The sequence below is a fragment of the Pseudomonas salomonii genome, assembly GCF_900107155.1.
In the GTDB taxonomy this organism is placed as follows: domain Bacteria; phylum Pseudomonadota; class Gammaproteobacteria; order Pseudomonadales; family Pseudomonadaceae; genus Aquipseudomonas; species Aquipseudomonas salomonii.
This window is the reverse complement of record NZ_FNOX01000006.1, coordinates 398,415-416,440: the sequence shown is the minus strand read 5'-3', so window position 1 is coordinate 416,440 and position 18,026 is coordinate 398,415. Positions and strand designations below refer to the sequence as shown.

Sequence of the window (18,026 nt, the reverse complement as noted above, 5' to 3'; positions counted from 1 at the left end):
CCTGTTTACTTAGGGTAACCGGCACGTTTCATTTCGCGCTCGGTGGTGGACTGAGCCGCAAGCAGCGCCTGGTCGACCGTCATGCCGCCGGTAAGCGCCGCCGAGAACAGCTTGCCCACCGAGGTGCCGATGGCCTGGAATTCCGGGATGGTCACGTACTGGATGCCCACGTACGGCACCGGCTGGGCCGACGGGTGCGCAGGGTCGGCGTGCTTCATCATCTCCAGTGTCACCTGGGCAAACGGCGCGGCCTTCAGGTATGCCTCGCTGTAGGTGGACTGGCGAGTGCCCGGCGGTACGTTGGTGATGCCTTCTTTGTCGGCGACCAGTTGGATGTAGTCTTTGGAGGTAGCCCAGGCAATAAAGGCCTTGGCGGCGTCTTTGTGCTTGGACGTCGCCGGGATCGCCAGGGACCAGGCGTACAGCCAGGAGGAGCCTTTGTCGGTGACTTCGGTCGGTGCAGCGGCAAACCCTACACTGTCGGCCACTTTGCTCTGGGTTTTGTCGGTGGTGAACGAGCCGGCGACGCTGGCATCTACCCAGATTGCGCACTTGCCGGTGTTGAACAGCGCCAGGGTTTCGTTGAAGCCATTGCTGGACACACCCGGCGGGCCGTAGTTTTTCAGGGTGTTGACGTAATAGTTGGCGGCGGCTGTCCACTCGGGGCTGGTCAACTGCGGTTTCCACTGTGGGTCGAACCAGCGTGCGCCAAACGCGTTGGCCATGGTGCTCAGCAAGGCGATGTTCTCGCCCCAACCGGCTTTGCCACGCAGGCACATGCCATATTGATCTTTGTCTTTTACCGTGAGCTTGGCTGCGAACTCGCCGAGCTGAGTCCAGGTCGGGTGGGCGGGCATGCTCAGGCCGGCTTGCTTGAACAGGTCGGTGCGGTAGTAGGTGACAGTACTTTCACCATAAAACGGCAGCGCATACAGGGTGTTGTTAACTGACAAACCCTGGCGCACGGAGGGGAAAATATCCTCGGCGTCATAGTCGGCCGGCAATTGGGTCAGCGGCTCCAGCCAGTGTTTGGCGCCCCACAATGGGGTTTCGTAGGTGCCGATGGTCAGCACGTCGAACTGCCCGCCCTGGGTGGCGATATCCGTAGTAAGGCGTTGGCGCAGCACGTTTTCTTCGAGCACCACCCAATTGAGCTTGATGTCCGGGCGCTGCTGCTCGAACACCTTGGACAGGCGTTGCATGCGGATCATGTCACTGTTGTTGACCGTGGCGATGGTCACGGTGTCGGCGGCGTAGCCGGGCATGGCCAGCGCCAGGCCAGTCAGCAGGAACAGCGCGTGTGGGAGCTTGAGCATGGCGGTATCCACCTGTTGTTTTTGTTGTTGAGCAGCGATTACAGCAGCTTGGTCAAGGCCTCACAAACGAATGACGAATGCACGGCTGGTACTTTTTTAACCCATGCATGAAAGTCAAAAAAGTATCAGTGCCAGGCGAAACCGGGGGTAGCGCACTGATTGCCGGTGCGCGTATTTTGGCGTTATCCAACGCATAAGAGGCATCACCATGCCCGTCAGCCGCGCCCAATTGTTCGAACACCGCCCCGCCGAACTCGAAGTGATCCTGCCCGAGCCGGACCACTGCTTTCGCTGGTTCGAACATGACTACCCCTATGATCTGGCGCGCTGGAACCACCATCCGGAATTTGAGATTCACCTGATCCGCCAAGGCAGCGGCAAGTTGGTGGCGGGCGACTATATCGGTGCGTTCAGCGCCGGGCATGTGGCGCTGATCGGACCGGACCTGCCCCACGACTGGATCGGCGACCTCGCCCCCGGCGAATATTTGAACGGCCGCGATGTGGTACTGCAATTCGATGGCGCCGCCCTGCTCGCCCTGCGCAAAACCCTGCCGGAACTCGGCGACTTGCAGCCGCTGTTCGAACAGGCCCGACGCGGCCTGGAATTTACCGGCGAGACCGCCGCGCAGGCAGCCGGGTTGATGCAAGCCATCGGCAACGCCCGTGGCCTGCAGCGGTTGATCCTGTTTCTGCAACTGCTCGACACGCTTAACAATGCACCGCAAGCCCAGGTAAAGGCGCTGGCCAGCCCCTGCTATGCGCCCACCCTGGATGCGCGCAGCGCCGAACGCATCAACAAAGCCTTCGATTACCTGATGCGCGAGCTGACCGGCGACTTGCGCCTGTCGGTCATCGCCCAGCAACTGCAGATGAGCGAGCCAGGCTTCTCACGCTTCTTCAAGCGCAACACCGGCCACGGTTTTATCGACCTGATGCGCAAGTTCCGCGTGCAACGCGCCTGCCGCTTGTTGCTGCAAAGCGACATGTCGGTGGCAGACATTTGCTTTGAAGTGGGCTACGCCAACCTGTCCAACTTCAATCGGCACTTTCGCATCGAAATGCACCAGACGCCGAGCGAGTATCGCCGCGAAACCGCGATGCATTTATTCAACCGCAGCGAGAAATTGACACCCAGCCAATTTTGACCAAAAGGTCGATTAATCCCTGTTTTTTCCATACCGCTCAACCCTTTGAGCAAAGTTGGTACGCCACGTGCAAACGTTTGCGGAACGAACTTGGCCACCAGGTTCATCACGACCCGCAGAAACGGGTTCCAACCGCGTAAGAATAGGGATTTTCAATGCACCTCACCTCAAGGCGTCCCGCTTGTTTTGGTGTTTCCTTGCTACTGGCCGCCGTTACGGGAGTACTCAGCGCGCCCATTTTGGCGCAGCAAAAACCCGCGGATGACTCAGCACAGGGCGAAACCCTCAGCCCTGAAACCAAAAGCCCCGAAGCCAGCCCGACCAAAAAAGGCGTGTACATGTCGGACTGGTTCAACCAGGACCTGACCCTGATCGGCAGCAAAGACATCAGCTTCGGCCCCAAGCCGCAGGACGATGTGTACCTGGAGTACGAGTACTTCGGCCGCAAAGGCCCGTTCGAGCTGTATGGCTACATAGACGTGCCGAAAATCCTCGGCATCGGTAACAGTAATGACAAAGGCGCGTGGGACCATGGCTCGCCGGTATTTATGGAGCATGAGCCGCGTATCTCCATCGACTACCTGGCCGGCCGCAGTTTGGCCATCGGCCCGTTCAAGGAATGGTATGTCGCCTTTGACTGGATCTACGACCACGGCAGCAACAAGTCCAACCGTGCCAACACGCTGTACAGCGGCCTGGGCACCGACATCGACACCCATTCGCGGGTCAACCTGTCGGCCAACTTCTATGGGCGCTACCAGTGGGAAAACTACGGCGCGAGCAATGAGTATTCGTGGGACGGCTACCGTGCACAAATGAAGTACATCGTGCCCATCAGCAGTTTCGATAACGGCGCATCGCTGACCTATATCGGCTTTACCAACTACGATTTCGGCTCGGATTTGCACAAGGACAACCCCGCGCGCACCGCCAACTCATTAGTGGCGACCAACGTGTTGCTGTACTCGTTTACCCACTTGCGCTTCACCCTGGTCGGCCGTTACTTCCACAACGGCGGCAACTGGGAGGATGGCAGCGAGCTGAATTTTGGCGAGGGTAACTTCCGCGCCCGCTCGGATGGCTGGGGCTACTACGCCGGTGTCGGTTACCAATTCTGATCAAGGAGCTTTAGATGAACATGCTTACCCGTCTCTCGATGGCCATCGGCCTGGCCTTTTTGCCCCAGGTGGTGCTGGCGGATGCTCCGGCGCCGATCAAACCCAAAGTGATGCTGATCACCATGTTCGCCCCCGAGGCGCAAACCTGGATCGACCGCCTGGAACTCAAGCAGGAAGTGCGCGTGCCAGGCCTGTCGGCCGAATACCCGGTGATCCGCTGCAACACGCAGGACGTGTGCCTGTTGGTAACCGGCATGGGCCAGACCAACGCCGCCGCGTCCACACTGGCCCTGGCGTTGTCGCCCAAGTTTGACCTGCGCCAAAGCTACTTCCTGATTGCCGGGATCGCCGGCATCAGCCCTAAACACGGGACCATCGGCACCGCAGCCTGGGCGCATTACCTGGTGGAGTTCGGCACCCAGTGGGAGCTGGATTCGCGCGATGCGCCTAAAGACTGGCCAACCGGTTACATCGGCATCAACACCAAAGGCCCCAACGAAAAACCACCGTTGGACTACAAGACCGAAGTATTCGAGCTGAACCCCAAGTTGCAGGCCAAGGCGTTTGCCCTGTCGCAAAAGGTTGAGCTGAGCGAAAGCAAGGAATCCAGCGCCTGGCGCAAACACTACCCGGCCGCGCCGGCCAACCAGCCGCCGCAAGTCACCCGTTGCGACACACTGGCGGGCAACACCTGGTTCTCCGGCACACGCCTGAGCGAACGCGCCGAAGTCTGGACCAAATTGCTCACCGATAACAAAGGCGAGTACTGCACCACCCAGCAGGAAGACAACTCCACTTATGAAGCCTTGCTGCGCGCCAGCCGTGAAGGGTTGGTGGACATTCAGCGCTTGGCGGTGGTGCGGGCCGGGTCCGATTTCGACCGTCCGTATCCGGGTTACAGCGAGGTGGACAACTTGCTGAAGTATGCGGACCAGGGCGGGTTTGTACCGGCGCTGGAGAACCTGTACCGCACGGGTAATCCGCTGGTACAGGCAATTCTGAAGAACTGGTCGGCCTGGGAAAAAGGCGTCCCTGAAGCCTAGTGCAGATAGATCGTTCCCACGCTCCGCGTGGGAATGCCGCCCCGGACGCTCCGCGTCCCGCCTTAGAGGATGCAAGGTGACGCGGAGCGTCAAAGGATGCATTCCCACGCAGAGCGTGGGAACGATCTTAGCTCCTACATTCAGGCTACGGGGTGGGCTACATTCAGCGCCTTGTCGACCAGCAGCTGCACCCCTTCCAGCATTCGGCAGATACCCAGCGCGACATTGCGTTGCGAACCCTCGATTTCAAATGCCAGGTGGTTGGCAATGTCGCTGATCGACGCCAGATACTGGGAAGCATTGACCAGCAAGGTTTCCGTACCCAAGTCTGCGCGCACGGTGAAGATGCCTTCGCCGGGGTCAGGAATGGGTTTGCCGGGGTTGAGACAGTGGTTGATCGCGCGGTAGGCGACTTCGTGCAGGGTGCTGGTGTCGTAGTTTTGATGGATTGGGGGGTCGGGGGTGTCTTTGATCATGGTGGAACTCCGTCGACAAGTGAAGCTGCCAACGCTCGCGGTCAAGCGAGGATAAGGTGGCAGCTGTACGCGGGTTGACCGACCGGTTGTCAACGAACCCGGCATACCCAAAGGTATCCCGCGCACAACTGCCGCGACACAATACCTCAGGCATAAAAAAAACGCCTGAAGTTGGTACAGGGCGTAGCGATTCGTTAACAAGTCGGACGGTCAAATCCGGCCGCTGAATTGGCAGCGACGGCAGTGAGGTTAGTCAGCCGACTTCCGAGCGACAACCTGAAACCTTTGTGGGAAACGTCCGATCGAAAACAGCCCTCAAACCTAGTGAAGCTCCCACACTTTTAAGTCACGGGGTGGGCTACATTCAGCGCCTTGTCGACCAGCAGTTGCAAACCTTCCAGCATCCGACAGATACCCAGCGCGACCTTGTGTTGAGATCATTCCCACGCTCCGCGTGGGAATGCCGCCCCGGACGCTCCGCGTCCCGCCTTAGAGGATGCAAGGTGACGCGGAGCGTCAAAGGATGCATTCCCACGCAGAGCGTGGGAACGATCTTAGCTCCTACATTCAGGCTACGGGGTGGGCTACATTCAGCGCCTTGTCGACCAGCAGCTGCACCCCTTCCAGCATTCGGCAGATACCCAGCGCGACATTGCGTTGCGAACCCTCGATTTCAAATGCCAGGTGGTTGGCAATGTCGCTGATCGACGCCAGATCCTGGGAAGCATTGACCAGCAAGGTTTCCGTACCCAAGTCTGCGCGCACGGTGAAGATGCCTTCGCTGGGTTCAGGAATGGGTTTGCCGGGGTTGAGACAGTGGTTGATCGCGCGGTAGGCGACTTCGTGCAGAGTGCTGGTGTCGTAGTCTTGGTGGACTGGGGGGTTGGGGGTGTCTTTGATCATGGTGGAACTGCGTCGACAAGTGAAGCTGCCAACGCTCGCGGTCAAGCAAGGATAAGGTGGCAGCTGTACGCGGGTTGACCGACCGGTCCCAAAGTAGCCCGGCATACCCGAAGGTATCCCGCGTACAGCTGCCGCGACACGATACAGCAGACGTAAAAAAAACGCCTGATTCGATGCGGCACATACATTTGGGGGCGGACGGTCAAATCCGATCGCTGAATTGGCAGCGACGGCAGTGAGGTTAGTCAGCCGACTTCCGAGCGACAGCCTGAAACCTTTGTGGGAAACGTCCGATCAACCGAGAAGCCTGAAACCTTGTGGAGATCCAAATGTGGGAGCGGGCTTGCTCGCGAAAGCAGTGGATCAGCCAATACATCTGGCGACTGACACACCGCATTCGCGAGCAAGCCCGCTCCCACAGTTTTTAACCGAGTTAAGGCAGGAAGATGATCTTGTCCGCACTGCCCTTGTTCACTTCCTCGTAACACTGCACCCCATCCGCCAACGCAACCTCACGCAAGCCTGTCGGCAACGGCAGCGAACCCTCATCAAAAAACCGCCCAAACTGCTCCAGCATCACCGCGCACTGCTCGCAGTTGTAGAGCAATGAATTGATGCCCACCACCGAACCGCCCTTGCGGTACAACGCCAGGGCCGGCAGTTGCACATGCCCATCGGCCGGCGCGGCGATGATCGCGATGCGGCCGAACGGGGCCAACCCTGCGACAGCCGCCGGCAGCCAGAAACCGGTGGTGTCGAAGATCACATCGGCGCCGCCCTTGAACACCGCATTCACCTGCCCGCCCAAAGCGTCCGGCTGGTCCAGGGCAATCGCGTCGAAGCCCTGCCCCTGCAACGCCTCGACCTGATCCGCCTTGCGCACCGCCGCCAACACCTGCGCACCGCGAATTTTCGCCAGCGCCAACGCCGCACTGCCTACCGCACCATTGGCGCCAATCACCAGCAGCCGCGTGCCTTTGCCGACACCGCTACGCTCCAGCGCATCCCAGGCGGTGGTGTATGGCACGCCGAGGCTGGCGGCCTGGGCAAAGCTCAAGTGCGTCGGTTTATGGGCCACGCCCTTCGCCGACACCGTGAGGTATTGCGCATGTGAACCGTCGGCAAAAAAGCCCAAGTCACGGCCAGTGCCCCACACTTCTTGGCCAACCCATTCCTGCGGGCCTTGCACCACCACACCGGCAAAGTCCCGGCCGGGAATACGCGGCAACGTTGTGTAGGGAAACCGCCCAAGTACGTTTTTAACGTCGCTGGGGTTCAAACCCGCTGCTTTAACCTGGACCAACACTTCACCGGCAGCCGGCAGCGGTTTGGCGACGTCGACAACACTCAGGGCGGCAAGGTCGCCGGTGGCGGAAAATTGCAGTGCTTTCATAACCAACATCCCTTCAACTAAAAGAAAAATCAGGACAACCAACCGCTGACCAGCTCACGCCCCATGGGCCAGAGCTTTTCACCGAGCAACATGCCCATCAGCCCCACGAGGGCAATGGCAGGCGGCGCGGGCGAGCGAAAGTCCAGGGCGCCGTAGATCACGCCGACAAACAGGCCGATGGCGAGGGAAATGAGGTAGTTCATGGGGTTTACGCCGGTTGGGTTGATGCGCCCAGTTTAGTGAGCCCAATCCCGAAGCATCGGCCAAGTGCTTCAGGATTTCGGCCAAAGCCTCAACCGACGTATTGCGACGGCGCCACACCGAGTTCACGGCGGAACATGTCGCTGAAGCTGCTGGGCGAATAACCCAACGAGCGGGCAATGCCACTCACCGACTGGCCCTGGATCAGCTCCGCCACCGCCGTGGCGAGCTGCACCTGACGGCGCCACTCGGCAAAGCCCATGCCGAGGTGGTTCTGGAACAACCGCGCCAGGGTGCGCACGCTGGCACCGGCCGCTTCGGCGTGTTGCTCAAAAGGGATTTGCAGCGAAGGCGCCGCCATCACCGCCTGGCAGGCATTAATCAACCGACGATCGGCCTCCAGCGGCATGGCAATGCGGATCTGCGAGCGGCTCGCGCGTTGCAGCTCCAACAACGCCAGGCCGACCACGGCGTCGTAATAGGCTGTATCACCGTTATCGCCCTGATCAACCAGGGCGACGATGAGCTCACGCAGCAGCCCACCCACTTCAATCACTTGCACCTGGCTGTCCAGCGTCGCCGCCAACGCCGGGCGCAGGTAGATATTGCGCATCTGCAGGTCCGAGACCACACGAATGCCGTGTTCCACACCTGGTGGCAGCCACACGGCGCGTTGCGGCGGCACCACTAACGCTTCGCGCGGTGTTTCAACCCACATCACCCCGCTCATGGCGTAGAGCAACTGGCCCCAGTCGTGGCTATGGGGCTCCACATACAACCCACGCGGGTAGGTGCGCGCCAGCGGTTGCACGGGGACGGCATGATCAGTGAGGTCGGGAGGCGCGGCCAGGGCCATGAAGAGCACATCAATCAAGGGTGAGCGGCCATGGTAATGACCGCCACCCGATAAGCCGAGGGGATTTTTAGCCTTTTGCGGACTTGGCGCACTCGCAACCGGTCGGCGAGGCACACGGCTCGCCATGCGCATGGTGCTCAGCGCAGCCCTGGCAGCAATAACCCTTGCCGTCTTTCATCACCGCATTAGTGCCCAGTACGCAGTTGCAGTGTGGGCAGGCACAGTTTTCATCAGCCATGTTCAGACTCCTTTTGCATGGTCGTCCAAGTGCTGCGGGCGCAACACCTTAAGCAGTGACTCCAGGCACGGTTTGAAGGTTCACCGCCGTTAATCGGCCAGGCGGCTGTTGCTGCGGTACATGAACACCAGCGCCAGCGCCAACAGCAGCATCGCCAGGATACGGCTGCCCGACAGCTCGATGGCCGGGTTGCCCAACCAGCCAAAGTTGTCGATCAGCATGCCCATGCCCAACTGCCCAACGATCACCGCCACCGTGGCCACCGCCGTACCCACCACGGGCACCGCGCCGACCATGACCATCATGTACACCACGCCGAACAGGGCGCCGGTCAACTGCCATTTCGGCACGTCCAGCAAGCTCACGGCCTGTGCGGGCTCGAAGAAGAAAATCAACAGTGCCGTGGTGATTGCGCCCACCGCAAAGGTCAGCAAACTGCTGCGCAACACGCCTACCGTCTGGCCCAGGCGGCCGTTGATCGCGGCTTGCACACTCAGCACCGCACCGGCGGCAATTACCAGTACCAATAACAGAATCAGATTCATCGCTTTAACCTCGTGCAATCAGAACAAGTGCCGCCACGATCAACGCCAGGGCAATCCAGCGTTCGCCATTGACCCGTTTACGCGCGGTGCCGAACCAGCCGAAATGGTCGATCAGCACGCTCTTGCCGACCTGGCCCGACAAAATCGCGATCATGGTCATGGCGATGCCGATATGCGGCGTGGCCAGGGTCAGCACCACCACATACATCGGCCCCAAAAAGCCGCCGATCAACTGCCAGCGCGGCAGGTCGGTGAGTGCCGGGCCTTTTTGCGGGCCGCTGAACAGCAGCAGCAAAAACAGGATTGCCGTGCCTACGCCAAAGATGCTCAAGGTCGCCCACAAATGCCCGACTTGCGCGCCCAATGGCCCGAGCAAGCCGGCCTCAACCGACAGGCCCATGCCCGCCAGAATCACCAGTGGCAGCAAGAGCAAGCGCAAAATATTTTTTTTCGGCCTGGCCTGCGCCACGCCCTCAATGGAACTTGCCTGCATACATCACCTGCGTATCAAAAAAGGAAACATGGCGCGCATTATCCGGTGGCCGTCTTGTGCGATAAATGGGAGCATGCACACAACACCTTTGCGCATTTCGCACAGCACGAGGCCACGATGCAGGGTTTAAATGAACTGAGTTTCAAGGCATTGCGCCTGTTTGTAGCCGTGCTGGATCACGGCAGCTTTTCTGAAGTGGCACGCCGTGAAGGGCTGGCGCCCTCCTCCATCTCACGGCAAATCCAATTGATGGAACAGGCGCTCGGCCAGCAGTTGCTCTACCGCCACACGCGTGCGGTCAGCCCCACCGAAGCCGGGCGCCTGCTCGGGCGCCACGCACGCTTGATGCTGGAACAGTTGGAAGCCGCCGGCCAGGCCTTGCAGGAGCAGGAAAGCGAACCCAGCGGGCTGGTGCGTATCAACGCGCCGATGGTGTTTGGCCAGCGTCACCTGTCACCGTGGCTGGGCGAGTTGTGCCGCCGCTACCCCAAGTTGCAGTTGGATATCCAGCAAACCGACACCTACGTCGACCCGTTGCAAGACGGCACAGACCTGCTGTTTCGCATCGGCGTGCTTAACGACTCCAGCATGCAGGCCCGCATCTTCGCGCCCCAGCGTTTTCGCCTCGCCGCCAGCCCGGCGTACCTGGCCCGATATGGCACGCCGCGTCATCCCGATGAGCTGGCCAACCATCAATGCCTGGCCTACAAAGGCATCACCGGCCAGCAACGCTGGTTCTTCCGTCGCGGCCAGGGCGACTGGACGCCGTACAGCGTCAAAGGCCCCATCACCGGCAACCACGCCGACACCCTCACCCACGCGGCGGAGCAAGGCCTGGGGCTGGTGGTGTTTCCCTCCTGGCTGATCGGCGAAGGCTTGCGCGCCGGCACTTTGCAGGCGGTACTTACGGAGTACGACGTGGCCACCACGCTGGAGCCACAGCAGATTGCCGCGCTATGGCCGGGCAGCCGGCGGCTGTCGCTGAAGGTACGCACGGTGATTGATTATTTTGTGGAGTGTTTTGGGGCGGTGCCGTATTGGGATCGGTGAGGCCCGTCCCTCTCACTGGAAAAGCCTTGGAAGGTAAAAATTCCTGGTAGGAAAAGTAGGCTCGTTCTGAATTTTCGGGCCACTATTTCCAGCCACCGTATGCCAGGCCAGACTCAGGCTACTTCCCCACAGGAGAGACGCCATGCATGCACAGCGACACGTCATAACGGATCCATTAGACCCAACGAAAGCTCACGTCTCCAAGCGGGCTCATCAGGCCAGTACCGGCCAAATAACCATTATCACCAAGAACGGATGTGCGCTTGCCCAGCCCGGGACGGCTGGGCAACACCGGGGGCAAAGAATTGGCGTAATGAAAGGAAAACTGACTGTCCCGGAGGACTTTGATGCGCCATTGCCTGACGAGGTGCTCGATACGTTTCAGAAGGCTTTGATCTAAAACTCCGATCAAAACAACCACTGCCCAATCAACCACGCATTCGCCCCACTGATCAGCGCAAACAGAAACCACGCCAGTAGCCGCGTGGGCAGGCGGTTAACGAAGGGCCCCATCAGTTGCTTGTCGTCAGTCATGCGGATCAGCGGGTACAACGCGAAAGGCAGCTGCAGGCTGAGCACCACCTGGCTCAGAATCAGCAGTTTGCCGATGGCGTCGTCGCCCATCAGCCACACCCCCAGGAACGCCGGGATCAGCGCCAGCCCGCGCGTGATCAGGCGCCGCTGCCAGCACGGGATGCGCAGGTTGAGGTAACCCTCCATGATCACTTGCCCGGCGATGGTGCCGGTAAAGGTCGAACTCTGCCCCGAGGCCAACAAGGCGATGCCGAACAGGATGCTGGCGAAGGCGCCACCCACCAAGGGGTCGAGCAGGTGATAGGCGTCCTGGATTTCAACCACCTCGGTGTGGCCGGTCTTGTAGAACGCGGCGGCGGCCAGCACCAGGATCGCGGCGTTGACCAGCAACGCCAGCGCCAGGGAACCGATGGTGTCGATACGCGCCAGCTTGACCGCGTCCTGTTTGCTGGCGAGGTCTTTGCCAATCAGGCGGGTCTGCACAATGGAGGTGTGCAGGTAGAGGTTATGCGGCATCACCGTGGCGCCAAGGATGCCGATGGCCAGGTACAACGGCGCTGCATCACTGATGGCCGCCAGCGACGGCGTAAAACCACTGAGTACGTCCGGCCAGTAAGGTTTGATCAGCACCAGTTCGATAAAGAAACACACGCCAATGGTTGCCACCAGCGCCAGCATGATCGCTTCCAGGCGGCGGAAACCGCGGTTTTGCAGGGCCAGGATCAATAGTGTGTCGAAGGCGGTAATGACGATGCCGGTAGTCAGCGACACACCTAGAAGCAAGTGAAAGGCCAGAGCGCAGCCCAGTACCTCAGCAAGGTCGGTAGCGATAATGGAGATTTCCGCCAACACCCATTGCGTGCGCGCGGAGCGTTTGCTGTAGCGCTCACGGCACAGTTGCGCGAGGTCTTTGCCGGTGGCGATGCCCAGGCGCGAACACAGGCACTGCACCGCCATCCCGGCCAGGCTGGCCAGCAGCACCACGAATAACAGGCTGTAGCCGTAACGTGAACCGGCCTCGATGGCCGTGGCCCAATTGCCGGGGTCCATGTAGCCGATGGAGATCAGCAGGCCGGGGCCGGCGAACATCAGCGCCCGTTTGAAAAACGAGGCCTTGGGGTCGACGATAACGGAGCCGGCCACTTCCGGCGGGCAGAATGGGGCAGTGGCGATTTTCGGCAGGCTGAATTTCACGCGGTATCCCAGGCAAACACACAAGTCAGAGCCGCAGCTTATCAGTCCGACGCGACCGTGCGCATCACCGTTTCCCGGGGCAAGTCGAACGCTTCGACGACTTGCACCACCAGGTCCATCTCCTGGTTCAGTGCCTCGCGCTCCATGCGCTGGCGAATCACGCCAATCACCAACACCGCCAAGGTGGTGATCGAATAGGCCGGGCCGGAAAACGCACGCACGCCTGTTACCAGCAACATCGCCGCCGCCAGCGCCTGGCCCACCACCGGAATCGCCGTGGCCGCGCCGCGCCGCAGCATAAACCCGGTAAGCCCCGCCAACGCCGTGCCGCTCAGGGCAGTGGTGGCCGAACGGCCGATATCGATGCGATTGAACAGGCCCTGCTCTTTTTGCGCGGCCGCCTTCAGCTCAGCGTCGAAGGCCTGGCGGTCGGCGCGACTGAGTTTGTCCTTGTACTGCTCAATGAGTTTTTCCGCGACCTGTGCCTCGATGTCCGCCAGCACCACGGTTTCAAGCGGCCCATCGAACTTGATGCCCAGCCGCTGTGCGACATCTTCGGCGATCTGGCGATAACTCACGCCATGGCCACGGGCGAGGTTCATGAAGCTGTCACCGCCCATGCGTTGCAGTTCGATGGCCAGTTTCAGCGGTTCACGCACGTCGGCGTCGATCGAGGCACTGCGTTTTTGTGCCATCAACTCAGCCAGAAACTTAAGCTCCTCCGGGCGTGCCTGCACCAAGGCCGGAAACAGTTCTACGTCCTCCTCGGCAAAACACACTTCGCTGCTACGCAGGTCGGCACGAATCAGGCCACGCCGTTCCTGCAGCAGGTCGGTGTACTGCACCACCGTTTTCAGCTGCGGCCAGTAGGCGGCGTGGTCGAAGGTGGCCAGGTGCACGTTGGTGACCTTGGCCTTGAGCGCGGGGGTGACGTCGATCGCATACCGGCCGATACAGCGCTCGGTGTCCGGCTTGATCGCAAGCGCCCAGTCCTTGCCGGAGTAGCAGTTGATCACGCGACCCTTGAGCGGTGCCGTCACTTGATCCCAGGGGCTGGACGTACTGATGGCGCCACCCATCAGCAACACATTATTGAGCGGCAATTGGCGGGCGACCTCGGGGCTGGCCAGCAGGCTCTTGACCAGGATACGCGCGCCGAGGGAGTGCCCGATCAGGTTGATGCGCCGCACGGGCAACGCTTCGCCGTGCAGGTAATGGGCAAGCTCAGGCAATAACGTCTTGGCCACTTCATCAACACGCGCCTCGACACTTTTGTAATGGTCGAGAAAGTAGGCAATCGCACGGCCCACACCCACGGTTGCCGCGCCCAGGCCGCCACCGCCCAGCAGCGCGGTGATCACATCCTTGACCGGAGCAAACAGGTTTTCCAGAAAATGCCCCGCCGGCCAGAACAGCATCAGGTTGGTCGAGCCTTCGATGCTTGCCAGTTGTTGCGTGAAGTTGCCCAGTTGCTGGCGGTTGAAGAAGGCCGAGTAACCGTGAACATAGAGATTGAGCACATCCCCTTGAGGCTCGCCGCACAACAGGAACGTGGGCTTGCGGGTGCGGTGCATTTCATCCCACTGGTGCTGCATGGGCCGGTGACTCCTGGTGACGGTGGGCGGCGATAGTAACAAAGCAGGGCCGCCTGCAAGGTGAATCCTGACCAGCGTGTGAGTTTTTCAGAACAACGACACGGCCCTGGACTTGGCCAGGTAGCGCCCCGGGGAATCGCCCAGGTGCCGGCGAAACACCGCGGTGAAGGCGCTGGGGCTGCTGAAGCCCAATGCGAACGCGACCTCGGTGATCGAGGCGCCATGGCTGAGCTGCGCAGTCGCCTCCAGCAGGCAGACTTGCTGGCGCCAGGCCACGAAGGTCATACCGGTGCTGTCCTGGAAATGCCGGGTAAAGGTCCGCCGACTCATGCTCGACCAATCCGCCATTTGATCCAGAGACACGGTTTGCGCAGGCGCGTCCAGAAAGCGCTGGCAAGCCCGTGCCAGGCGCGGTTCGGAGGGCAACGGCGCACTGAGGGGCAAGGCCGGCAGCGTACCGATTTCGTCGATCAACAACGTCAATACGCAGTGCCGCCGCACCTCGGACGTTGCCGATGCCCCGCACGTCAACGCCGCTTCCAAAAGATGCCTGAGCAACGGCGATACCTCGAACACCTGGCAGTGCCCCTGCAACCCTGCGCGCTCGGCCGCTTGCGCATCGAGGTAGGTATTGAGCATCACCACATCGCCGCGCATGTGCATCTCATGGGCAATGCCACCGGGCACCCAGACGGCCCGCTGCGGCGGCACCACCCAATTGCCCAGGTCGGTGAACATTCTTAACGCGCCAGTGGAAGCATAGGCAAACTGGCCGCGCGGGTGCGTATGCCGGGCAAACACGCTGCCGGACGGGTATTCACGCAAGGTCACAAGCGCTTCGGGGTCGTTGTCGTCAAAGGTCGGAATCATGGCCCGATCTTGTCAAAGTATGACCTGACATAGCAAGCGGGCCATCAGCCCGCACTCTAGCATCCACCCCTTTGAAGCATCCGGTTCGAAGGAACGTCCATGCACAAGAAACACCTGGCACTCGCCCTGTTGGTCACGCTGGCCTGGGGGCTGAATTTTCCCATCACCAAACTGGGCATGCGGGCCATCGACCCGTTTGTACTCACCGGCCTGCGCTTTGCCCTCGCCGCCTTGCCGTGGGTGTTCTTCATCAAGCGCCCGGCCGTGCCATTCGGTTATGTGGCGGCCTATGGCGTGATCTTCGGCTTGGGCATGTGGGGTGTGATCAACTATGGCATCCAGCTTGGGGTGAGCCCGGGGATTGCCTCCTTGCTCATCCAGCTCAGCGTGTTTTTCACCCTGGGTTGGGGCTGTGTGTTGTTCAAGGAGAACATTCGCAGCGCGCAGTGGGCCGGGGCTTTTCTGGCCTTGATTGGATTAGCCGGGATCATCGCCAACCAGCAAGGCGAACACGCCGTGCTCGGCGTGCTGATGATTGTGTTCAGCGCACTGGCGTGGAGCATCGGCAATGTCATCATCAAGACGTCCGGGGTTAAGGAAATCTTTTCTTTCATGGTGTGGGCCAGCCTGTTCCCACCAATCCCGCTGTTGCTGATGGCCTGGTGGGTGCACGGCAATGCGGCGTTCGTAAACCTCCCCACCCAGCTCGACCGCACGGCCTTGGGGTCGCTGCTGTTTCAGGTTTACCTGGCCACGCACTTCGCCTACTGGGGCTGGAATTCATTGCTCAAGGCATACCCGGTGTCCACCGTCGCGCCGCTGTCGCTGCTGATTCCGGTGTTCGGCCTTGCCAGTTCGATGTTGATACTGGGCGAGCGCGTTAGCACCGCGAATCTGGTCTTTATCGCAGTGATTATCAGCGGCCTGGCAGTCGGGCTCTATCGCAAACCGATTGTGCATACCGGTAGATAGTCATGGCAAGAACTCGGGGTTTTGTTCGTGTATTCGCTCTATTAGCCTCCGTCGGGTCCTGTACTCAACCGAGGAAATACCATGAGCACGCCCGAATTTTTTGTCACCCCAGGCTATGGCGATACCCTGCGCGAACACCTGCACTACTCCCAAGCAGTGAAAATCGGTAAACGCGTAGAAACGTCAGGCCAGGGCGGCTGGGACGATGAGTTGCACATCCCCGCCGACCTCAGCGCAGAAATCGCCCAGGCCTTTCACAACCTGGAACGCACCCTGGCCACCGCCGGCGCGGGTTGGGAGCATGTGATTCACGTCAACTCCTACCATGTGGGCGGGTTTGCACCTGAGGTCAACGCAGCAATGGTCGAGCAATACCGGCGCTACATGCCCAACCATGCACCGATCTGGACCCAAGTCGGCGTCGAGTCCCTGGGACTGCCAACCATGCGTGTGGAGATACGCGTGACCGCGATTATTCCCTGACCCCAAACGTGCGGATCACCCACTCGGTAAACACCTTGAGCCGCGCACTCTGATGGCGGTTGGGTGGGTAGAGAATATGCAAGGGCGTGGCCGGGCGTGACCAGCCCGGCAGCACCTCAACCAACTGGCCGGTGTCGAGGTAGTACTGCACGATCGACTTGAAGTGCTGCCCCACACCAAGGCCCGCGACTAGCATTTCCTTGAGGCCGTTGCCTTCGTTAGTCGAAAAGGCGCAGTCGTTGACCTCGATACGTTGCTGGCCCTGCTCAAAAATCAGCGGCTCCGGCTTGCCCGACCCGGCAAAAAAATAGCCGGCCTTGAGGTGGTTGTTTGCGAGGTCTTCGGGCGAGTCCGGCAAACCCCGGCGCGCCACGTAACTGGGTGCAGCACAGGTCAGGTATTCAAGGTCGGCTACCTTGCGCCCGATCATCCCCATGTCTTCCAGCTTGCCAGCACGAATCACGCAATCGGCGCCCTCCCCAACGATATTCACCGCACGGTCGCTGATGCCCAAGGCGATGGTGATATCGGGGTACTCGCGATGAAAGTCCACAAGCGCCGGAATCAGCAGGCAGTTGGCAAACGAGGCCGGTGCATCCACGCGCAGGTGCCCGCCGGGCCTTAGGATCTGCCCGCGTGCGGCGCTGTCCACTTCATCCAGCTCAGCCACCAGCCGTCGCGCATGGCGGTAATACTCCAGCCCTTCAAGCGTGGGCGCCAGGGCGCGGGTGGTTCGGTGCATCAGTTGGGTGCCCAGGTGTCTTTCCAGGTCAGTGATGAGTTTGCTGGCGGTGGAGCGTGGCAGCGCCAACTGGTCGGATGCGCGGCTGAATGAACCGGTATCGACAACACGGACAAAGGCGCGCATGGCCAGGAGCTGATTCATCGGGGTGGTCCACTGTGACTTAGTGAGCGAAGTTGTCGATCTTGACCTGGCCATCCGGGAACGTCGCGATGATTTCCAGCTCGCCGCCCATCGCCCGGATGTAGTCACGCAGCGTGCTGATGTACATGTCGGTGCGCCGCTCCATCTTGGAAACCGCCGCCTGATTGATATTCAACGCCTTGGCCAGGCTTTCCTGGCTCAACTGTTGGGCTTTACGCAGCTCATGCAAAGGCATTTCCTGGAGGTGCTGGCGGAACAGTTGCTCGGCCTCCGCACGCGACTCAGGGGTCATGCGCGCTTGAAGTTCAGCGAATTTTTTAGCCATGTTTACGGGCCTCTTTACGCAATGTTTGCAAATGGATGTCGTACACATTTTCCGCCAAGGGCACATGCACCTCGTACCACCTGGAGTCGGAGGCTTTATCGCCGCCGATCAACAGGACAGCGCAGCGCCTGGGATCGAATGCATACAGCACTCGATAGGGCCGGCCGGCATGCCGAACCCGCAGTTCCCGCAGGTTGCCATGCCGAGAGCCCTTGATATCACTGGTGTGGGGGAAGCCCAGGCCCGGCCCGAAAAGCCCCAGCAGATCGACGCTGGCAGATACAGAGACTTGCTCCTTTGCGCCCAGCTAATCCCACCACTCTGCGAATTCATCCGTGTATTCAATGTCCCAGTCCATGCGAATATGCCACCTAAGGAATATAAACTC

Annotated in this window: 21 protein-coding genes and 1 pseudogene; 6 read left to right on the top strand and 16 right to left on the bottom strand. The window is 60.4% G+C overall.

The annotated features are described in order from the left end of the window. Window positions 1-5: 5 nt before the first annotated feature. On the bottom strand, window positions 6-1,265 hold the full coding sequence (locus BLV67_RS16390; RefSeq protein WP_425272308.1) for an ABC transporter substrate-binding protein: 1,260 nt from the start codon (window positions 1,263-1,265) through the stop codon (window positions 6-8). A gap of 259 nt (window positions 1,266-1,524) precedes the next feature. Between BLV67_RS16390 and BLV67_RS16385 the strand changes: the two genes are divergently transcribed. From BLV67_RS16385 to BLV67_RS16375, 3 genes are all read left to right on the top strand, one after another. After that, window positions 1,525-2,463: an AraC family transcriptional regulator gene (locus tag BLV67_RS16385; RefSeq protein ID WP_065932103.1), complete on the top strand. Its 939-nt coding sequence runs from the start codon at window positions 1,525-1,527 to the stop codon at window positions 2,461-2,463. 155 nt (window positions 2,464-2,618) lie between these two features. Further along, window positions 2,619-3,581 carry a nucleoside-specific channel-forming protein Tsx gene (locus BLV67_RS16380; RefSeq protein WP_056859385.1) on the top strand — a complete coding sequence of 321 codons (963 nt, stop codon included), beginning with the start codon at window positions 2,619-2,621 and terminating at the stop codon, window positions 3,579-3,581. A 14-nt stretch (window positions 3,582-3,595) separates the two neighbouring features. Beyond that, a complete protein-coding gene (locus BLV67_RS16375) occupies window positions 3,596-4,624 on the top strand; it encodes a purine-nucleoside phosphorylase (protein WP_056859386.1) in 1,029 nt (342 codons plus the stop codon). 140 nt (window positions 4,625-4,764) lie between these two features. Here the strand turns inward: BLV67_RS16375 and BLV67_RS16370 are convergent, their stop codons facing one another. From BLV67_RS16370 to BLV67_RS16335, 9 genes and pseudogenes are all read right to left on the bottom strand, one after another. Continuing rightward, window positions 4,765-5,100 carry a DUF6124 family protein gene (locus BLV67_RS16370; RefSeq protein WP_069787211.1) on the bottom strand — a complete coding sequence of 112 codons (336 nt, stop codon included), beginning with the start codon at window positions 5,098-5,100 and terminating at the stop codon, window positions 4,765-4,767. A gap of 341 nt (window positions 5,101-5,441) precedes the next feature. Beyond that, window positions 5,442-5,537: pseudogene (locus BLV67_RS33685) on the bottom strand (DUF6124 family protein); the annotation flags it as partial. A 130-nt stretch (window positions 5,538-5,667) separates the two neighbouring features. After that, window positions 5,668-6,003, bottom strand: coding sequence for a DUF6124 family protein (locus BLV67_RS16365; RefSeq protein WP_065932104.1), 336 nt, complete (start codon window positions 6,001-6,003; stop codon window positions 5,668-5,670). Window positions 6,004-6,436: 433 nt separating this feature from the next. Continuing rightward, window positions 6,437-7,396: a quinone oxidoreductase family protein gene (locus BLV67_RS16360; RefSeq protein ID WP_069787212.1), complete on the bottom strand. Its 960-nt coding sequence runs from the start codon at window positions 7,394-7,396 to the stop codon at window positions 6,437-6,439. Between the two features lie 29 nt (window positions 7,397-7,425). Next, on the bottom strand, window positions 7,426-7,599 hold the full coding sequence (locus BLV67_RS16355) for a DUF1427 family protein (protein WP_074854484.1): 174 nt from the start codon (window positions 7,597-7,599) through the stop codon (window positions 7,426-7,428). Between the two features lie 89 nt (window positions 7,600-7,688). Further along, window positions 7,689-8,453 carry an AraC family transcriptional regulator gene (locus BLV67_RS16350; protein WP_069787213.1) on the bottom strand — a complete coding sequence of 255 codons (765 nt, stop codon included), beginning with the start codon at window positions 8,451-8,453 and terminating at the stop codon, window positions 7,689-7,691. Between the two features lie 67 nt (window positions 8,454-8,520). After that, entirely contained in the window at window positions 8,521-8,691 is a 171-nt protein-coding gene (locus BLV67_RS16345) for a metallothionein (RefSeq protein WP_065932107.1), read from the bottom strand. An 89-nt stretch (window positions 8,692-8,780) separates the two neighbouring features. Next, complete coding sequence (locus BLV67_RS16340) at window positions 8,781-9,236, bottom strand: DMT family transporter (RefSeq protein ID WP_069787214.1); 456 nt, start codon at window positions 9,234-9,236, stop codon at window positions 8,781-8,783. A gap of 4 nt (window positions 9,237-9,240) precedes the next feature. Then, complete coding sequence (locus tag BLV67_RS16335; RefSeq protein WP_069787215.1) at window positions 9,241-9,729, bottom strand: DMT family transporter; 489 nt, start codon at window positions 9,727-9,729, stop codon at window positions 9,241-9,243. A 117-nt stretch (window positions 9,730-9,846) separates the two neighbouring features. On the opposite strand from BLV67_RS16335, the gene BLV67_RS16330 reads away from it, so the two are divergent. After that, window positions 9,847-10,779 (top strand): LysR family transcriptional regulator, encoded by a 933-nt coding sequence (locus BLV67_RS16330; RefSeq protein ID WP_056859392.1) that lies wholly within the window; start codon window positions 9,847-9,849, stop codon window positions 10,777-10,779. Between the two features lie 408 nt (window positions 10,780-11,187). Here the strand turns inward: BLV67_RS16330 and BLV67_RS16320 are convergent, their stop codons facing one another. The 3 genes from BLV67_RS16320 to BLV67_RS16310 form a co-directional block, all read right to left on the bottom strand. Beyond that, window positions 11,188-12,507, bottom strand: a complete 1,320-nt coding sequence (locus tag BLV67_RS16320) for an Nramp family divalent metal transporter (protein ID WP_017139624.1) — start codon at window positions 12,505-12,507, stop codon at window positions 11,188-11,190. 41 nt (window positions 12,508-12,548) lie between these two features. Beyond that, the gene (locus BLV67_RS16315; RefSeq protein WP_069787217.1) at window positions 12,549-14,102 is read right to left on the bottom strand and encodes a DUF726 domain-containing protein; all 1,554 of its coding nucleotides are present in this window, start codon (window positions 14,100-14,102) and stop codon (window positions 12,549-12,551) included. 87 nt (window positions 14,103-14,189) lie between these two features. Further along, complete coding sequence (locus BLV67_RS16310) at window positions 14,190-14,972, bottom strand: AraC family transcriptional regulator (protein ID WP_065932112.1); 783 nt, start codon at window positions 14,970-14,972, stop codon at window positions 14,190-14,192. A 99-nt stretch (window positions 14,973-15,071) separates the two neighbouring features. Between BLV67_RS16310 and BLV67_RS16305 the strand changes: the two genes are divergently transcribed. Together BLV67_RS16305 and BLV67_RS16300 are read left to right on the top strand one after the other, a co-directional pair. Then, window positions 15,072-15,944 (top strand): EamA family transporter, encoded by an 873-nt coding sequence (locus tag BLV67_RS16305; protein WP_069787218.1) that lies wholly within the window; start codon window positions 15,072-15,074, stop codon window positions 15,942-15,944. Between the two features lie 81 nt (window positions 15,945-16,025). Next, on the top strand, window positions 16,026-16,427 hold the full coding sequence (locus BLV67_RS16300; RefSeq protein ID WP_069787219.1) for a RidA family protein: 402 nt from the start codon (window positions 16,026-16,028) through the stop codon (window positions 16,425-16,427). Here BLV67_RS16300 and BLV67_RS16295 read toward each other — a convergent pair. From BLV67_RS16295 to BLV67_RS16285, 3 genes are read right to left on the bottom strand one after another with little or no spacing between them, the layout of a single operon-like run. Further along, window positions 16,417-17,313 (bottom strand): LysR family transcriptional regulator, encoded by an 897-nt coding sequence (locus tag BLV67_RS16295; RefSeq protein ID WP_069787220.1) that lies wholly within the window; start codon window positions 17,311-17,313, stop codon window positions 16,417-16,419. The two genes, BLV67_RS16300 and BLV67_RS16295, sit on opposite strands and share 11 nt — an antisense overlap. 19 nt (window positions 17,314-17,332) lie before the next feature. Continuing rightward, window positions 17,333-17,638, bottom strand: a complete 306-nt coding sequence (locus BLV67_RS16290) for an XRE family transcriptional regulator (protein ID WP_065932116.1) — start codon at window positions 17,636-17,638, stop codon at window positions 17,333-17,335. Then, window positions 17,631-17,945 (bottom strand): type II toxin-antitoxin system RelE/ParE family toxin, encoded by a 315-nt coding sequence (locus tag BLV67_RS16285; RefSeq protein ID WP_244160722.1) that lies wholly within the window; start codon window positions 17,943-17,945, stop codon window positions 17,631-17,633. Before BLV67_RS16285 ends, BLV67_RS16290 begins: the two co-directional genes overlap by 8 nt. Window positions 17,946-18,026: the final 81 nt, after the last annotated feature.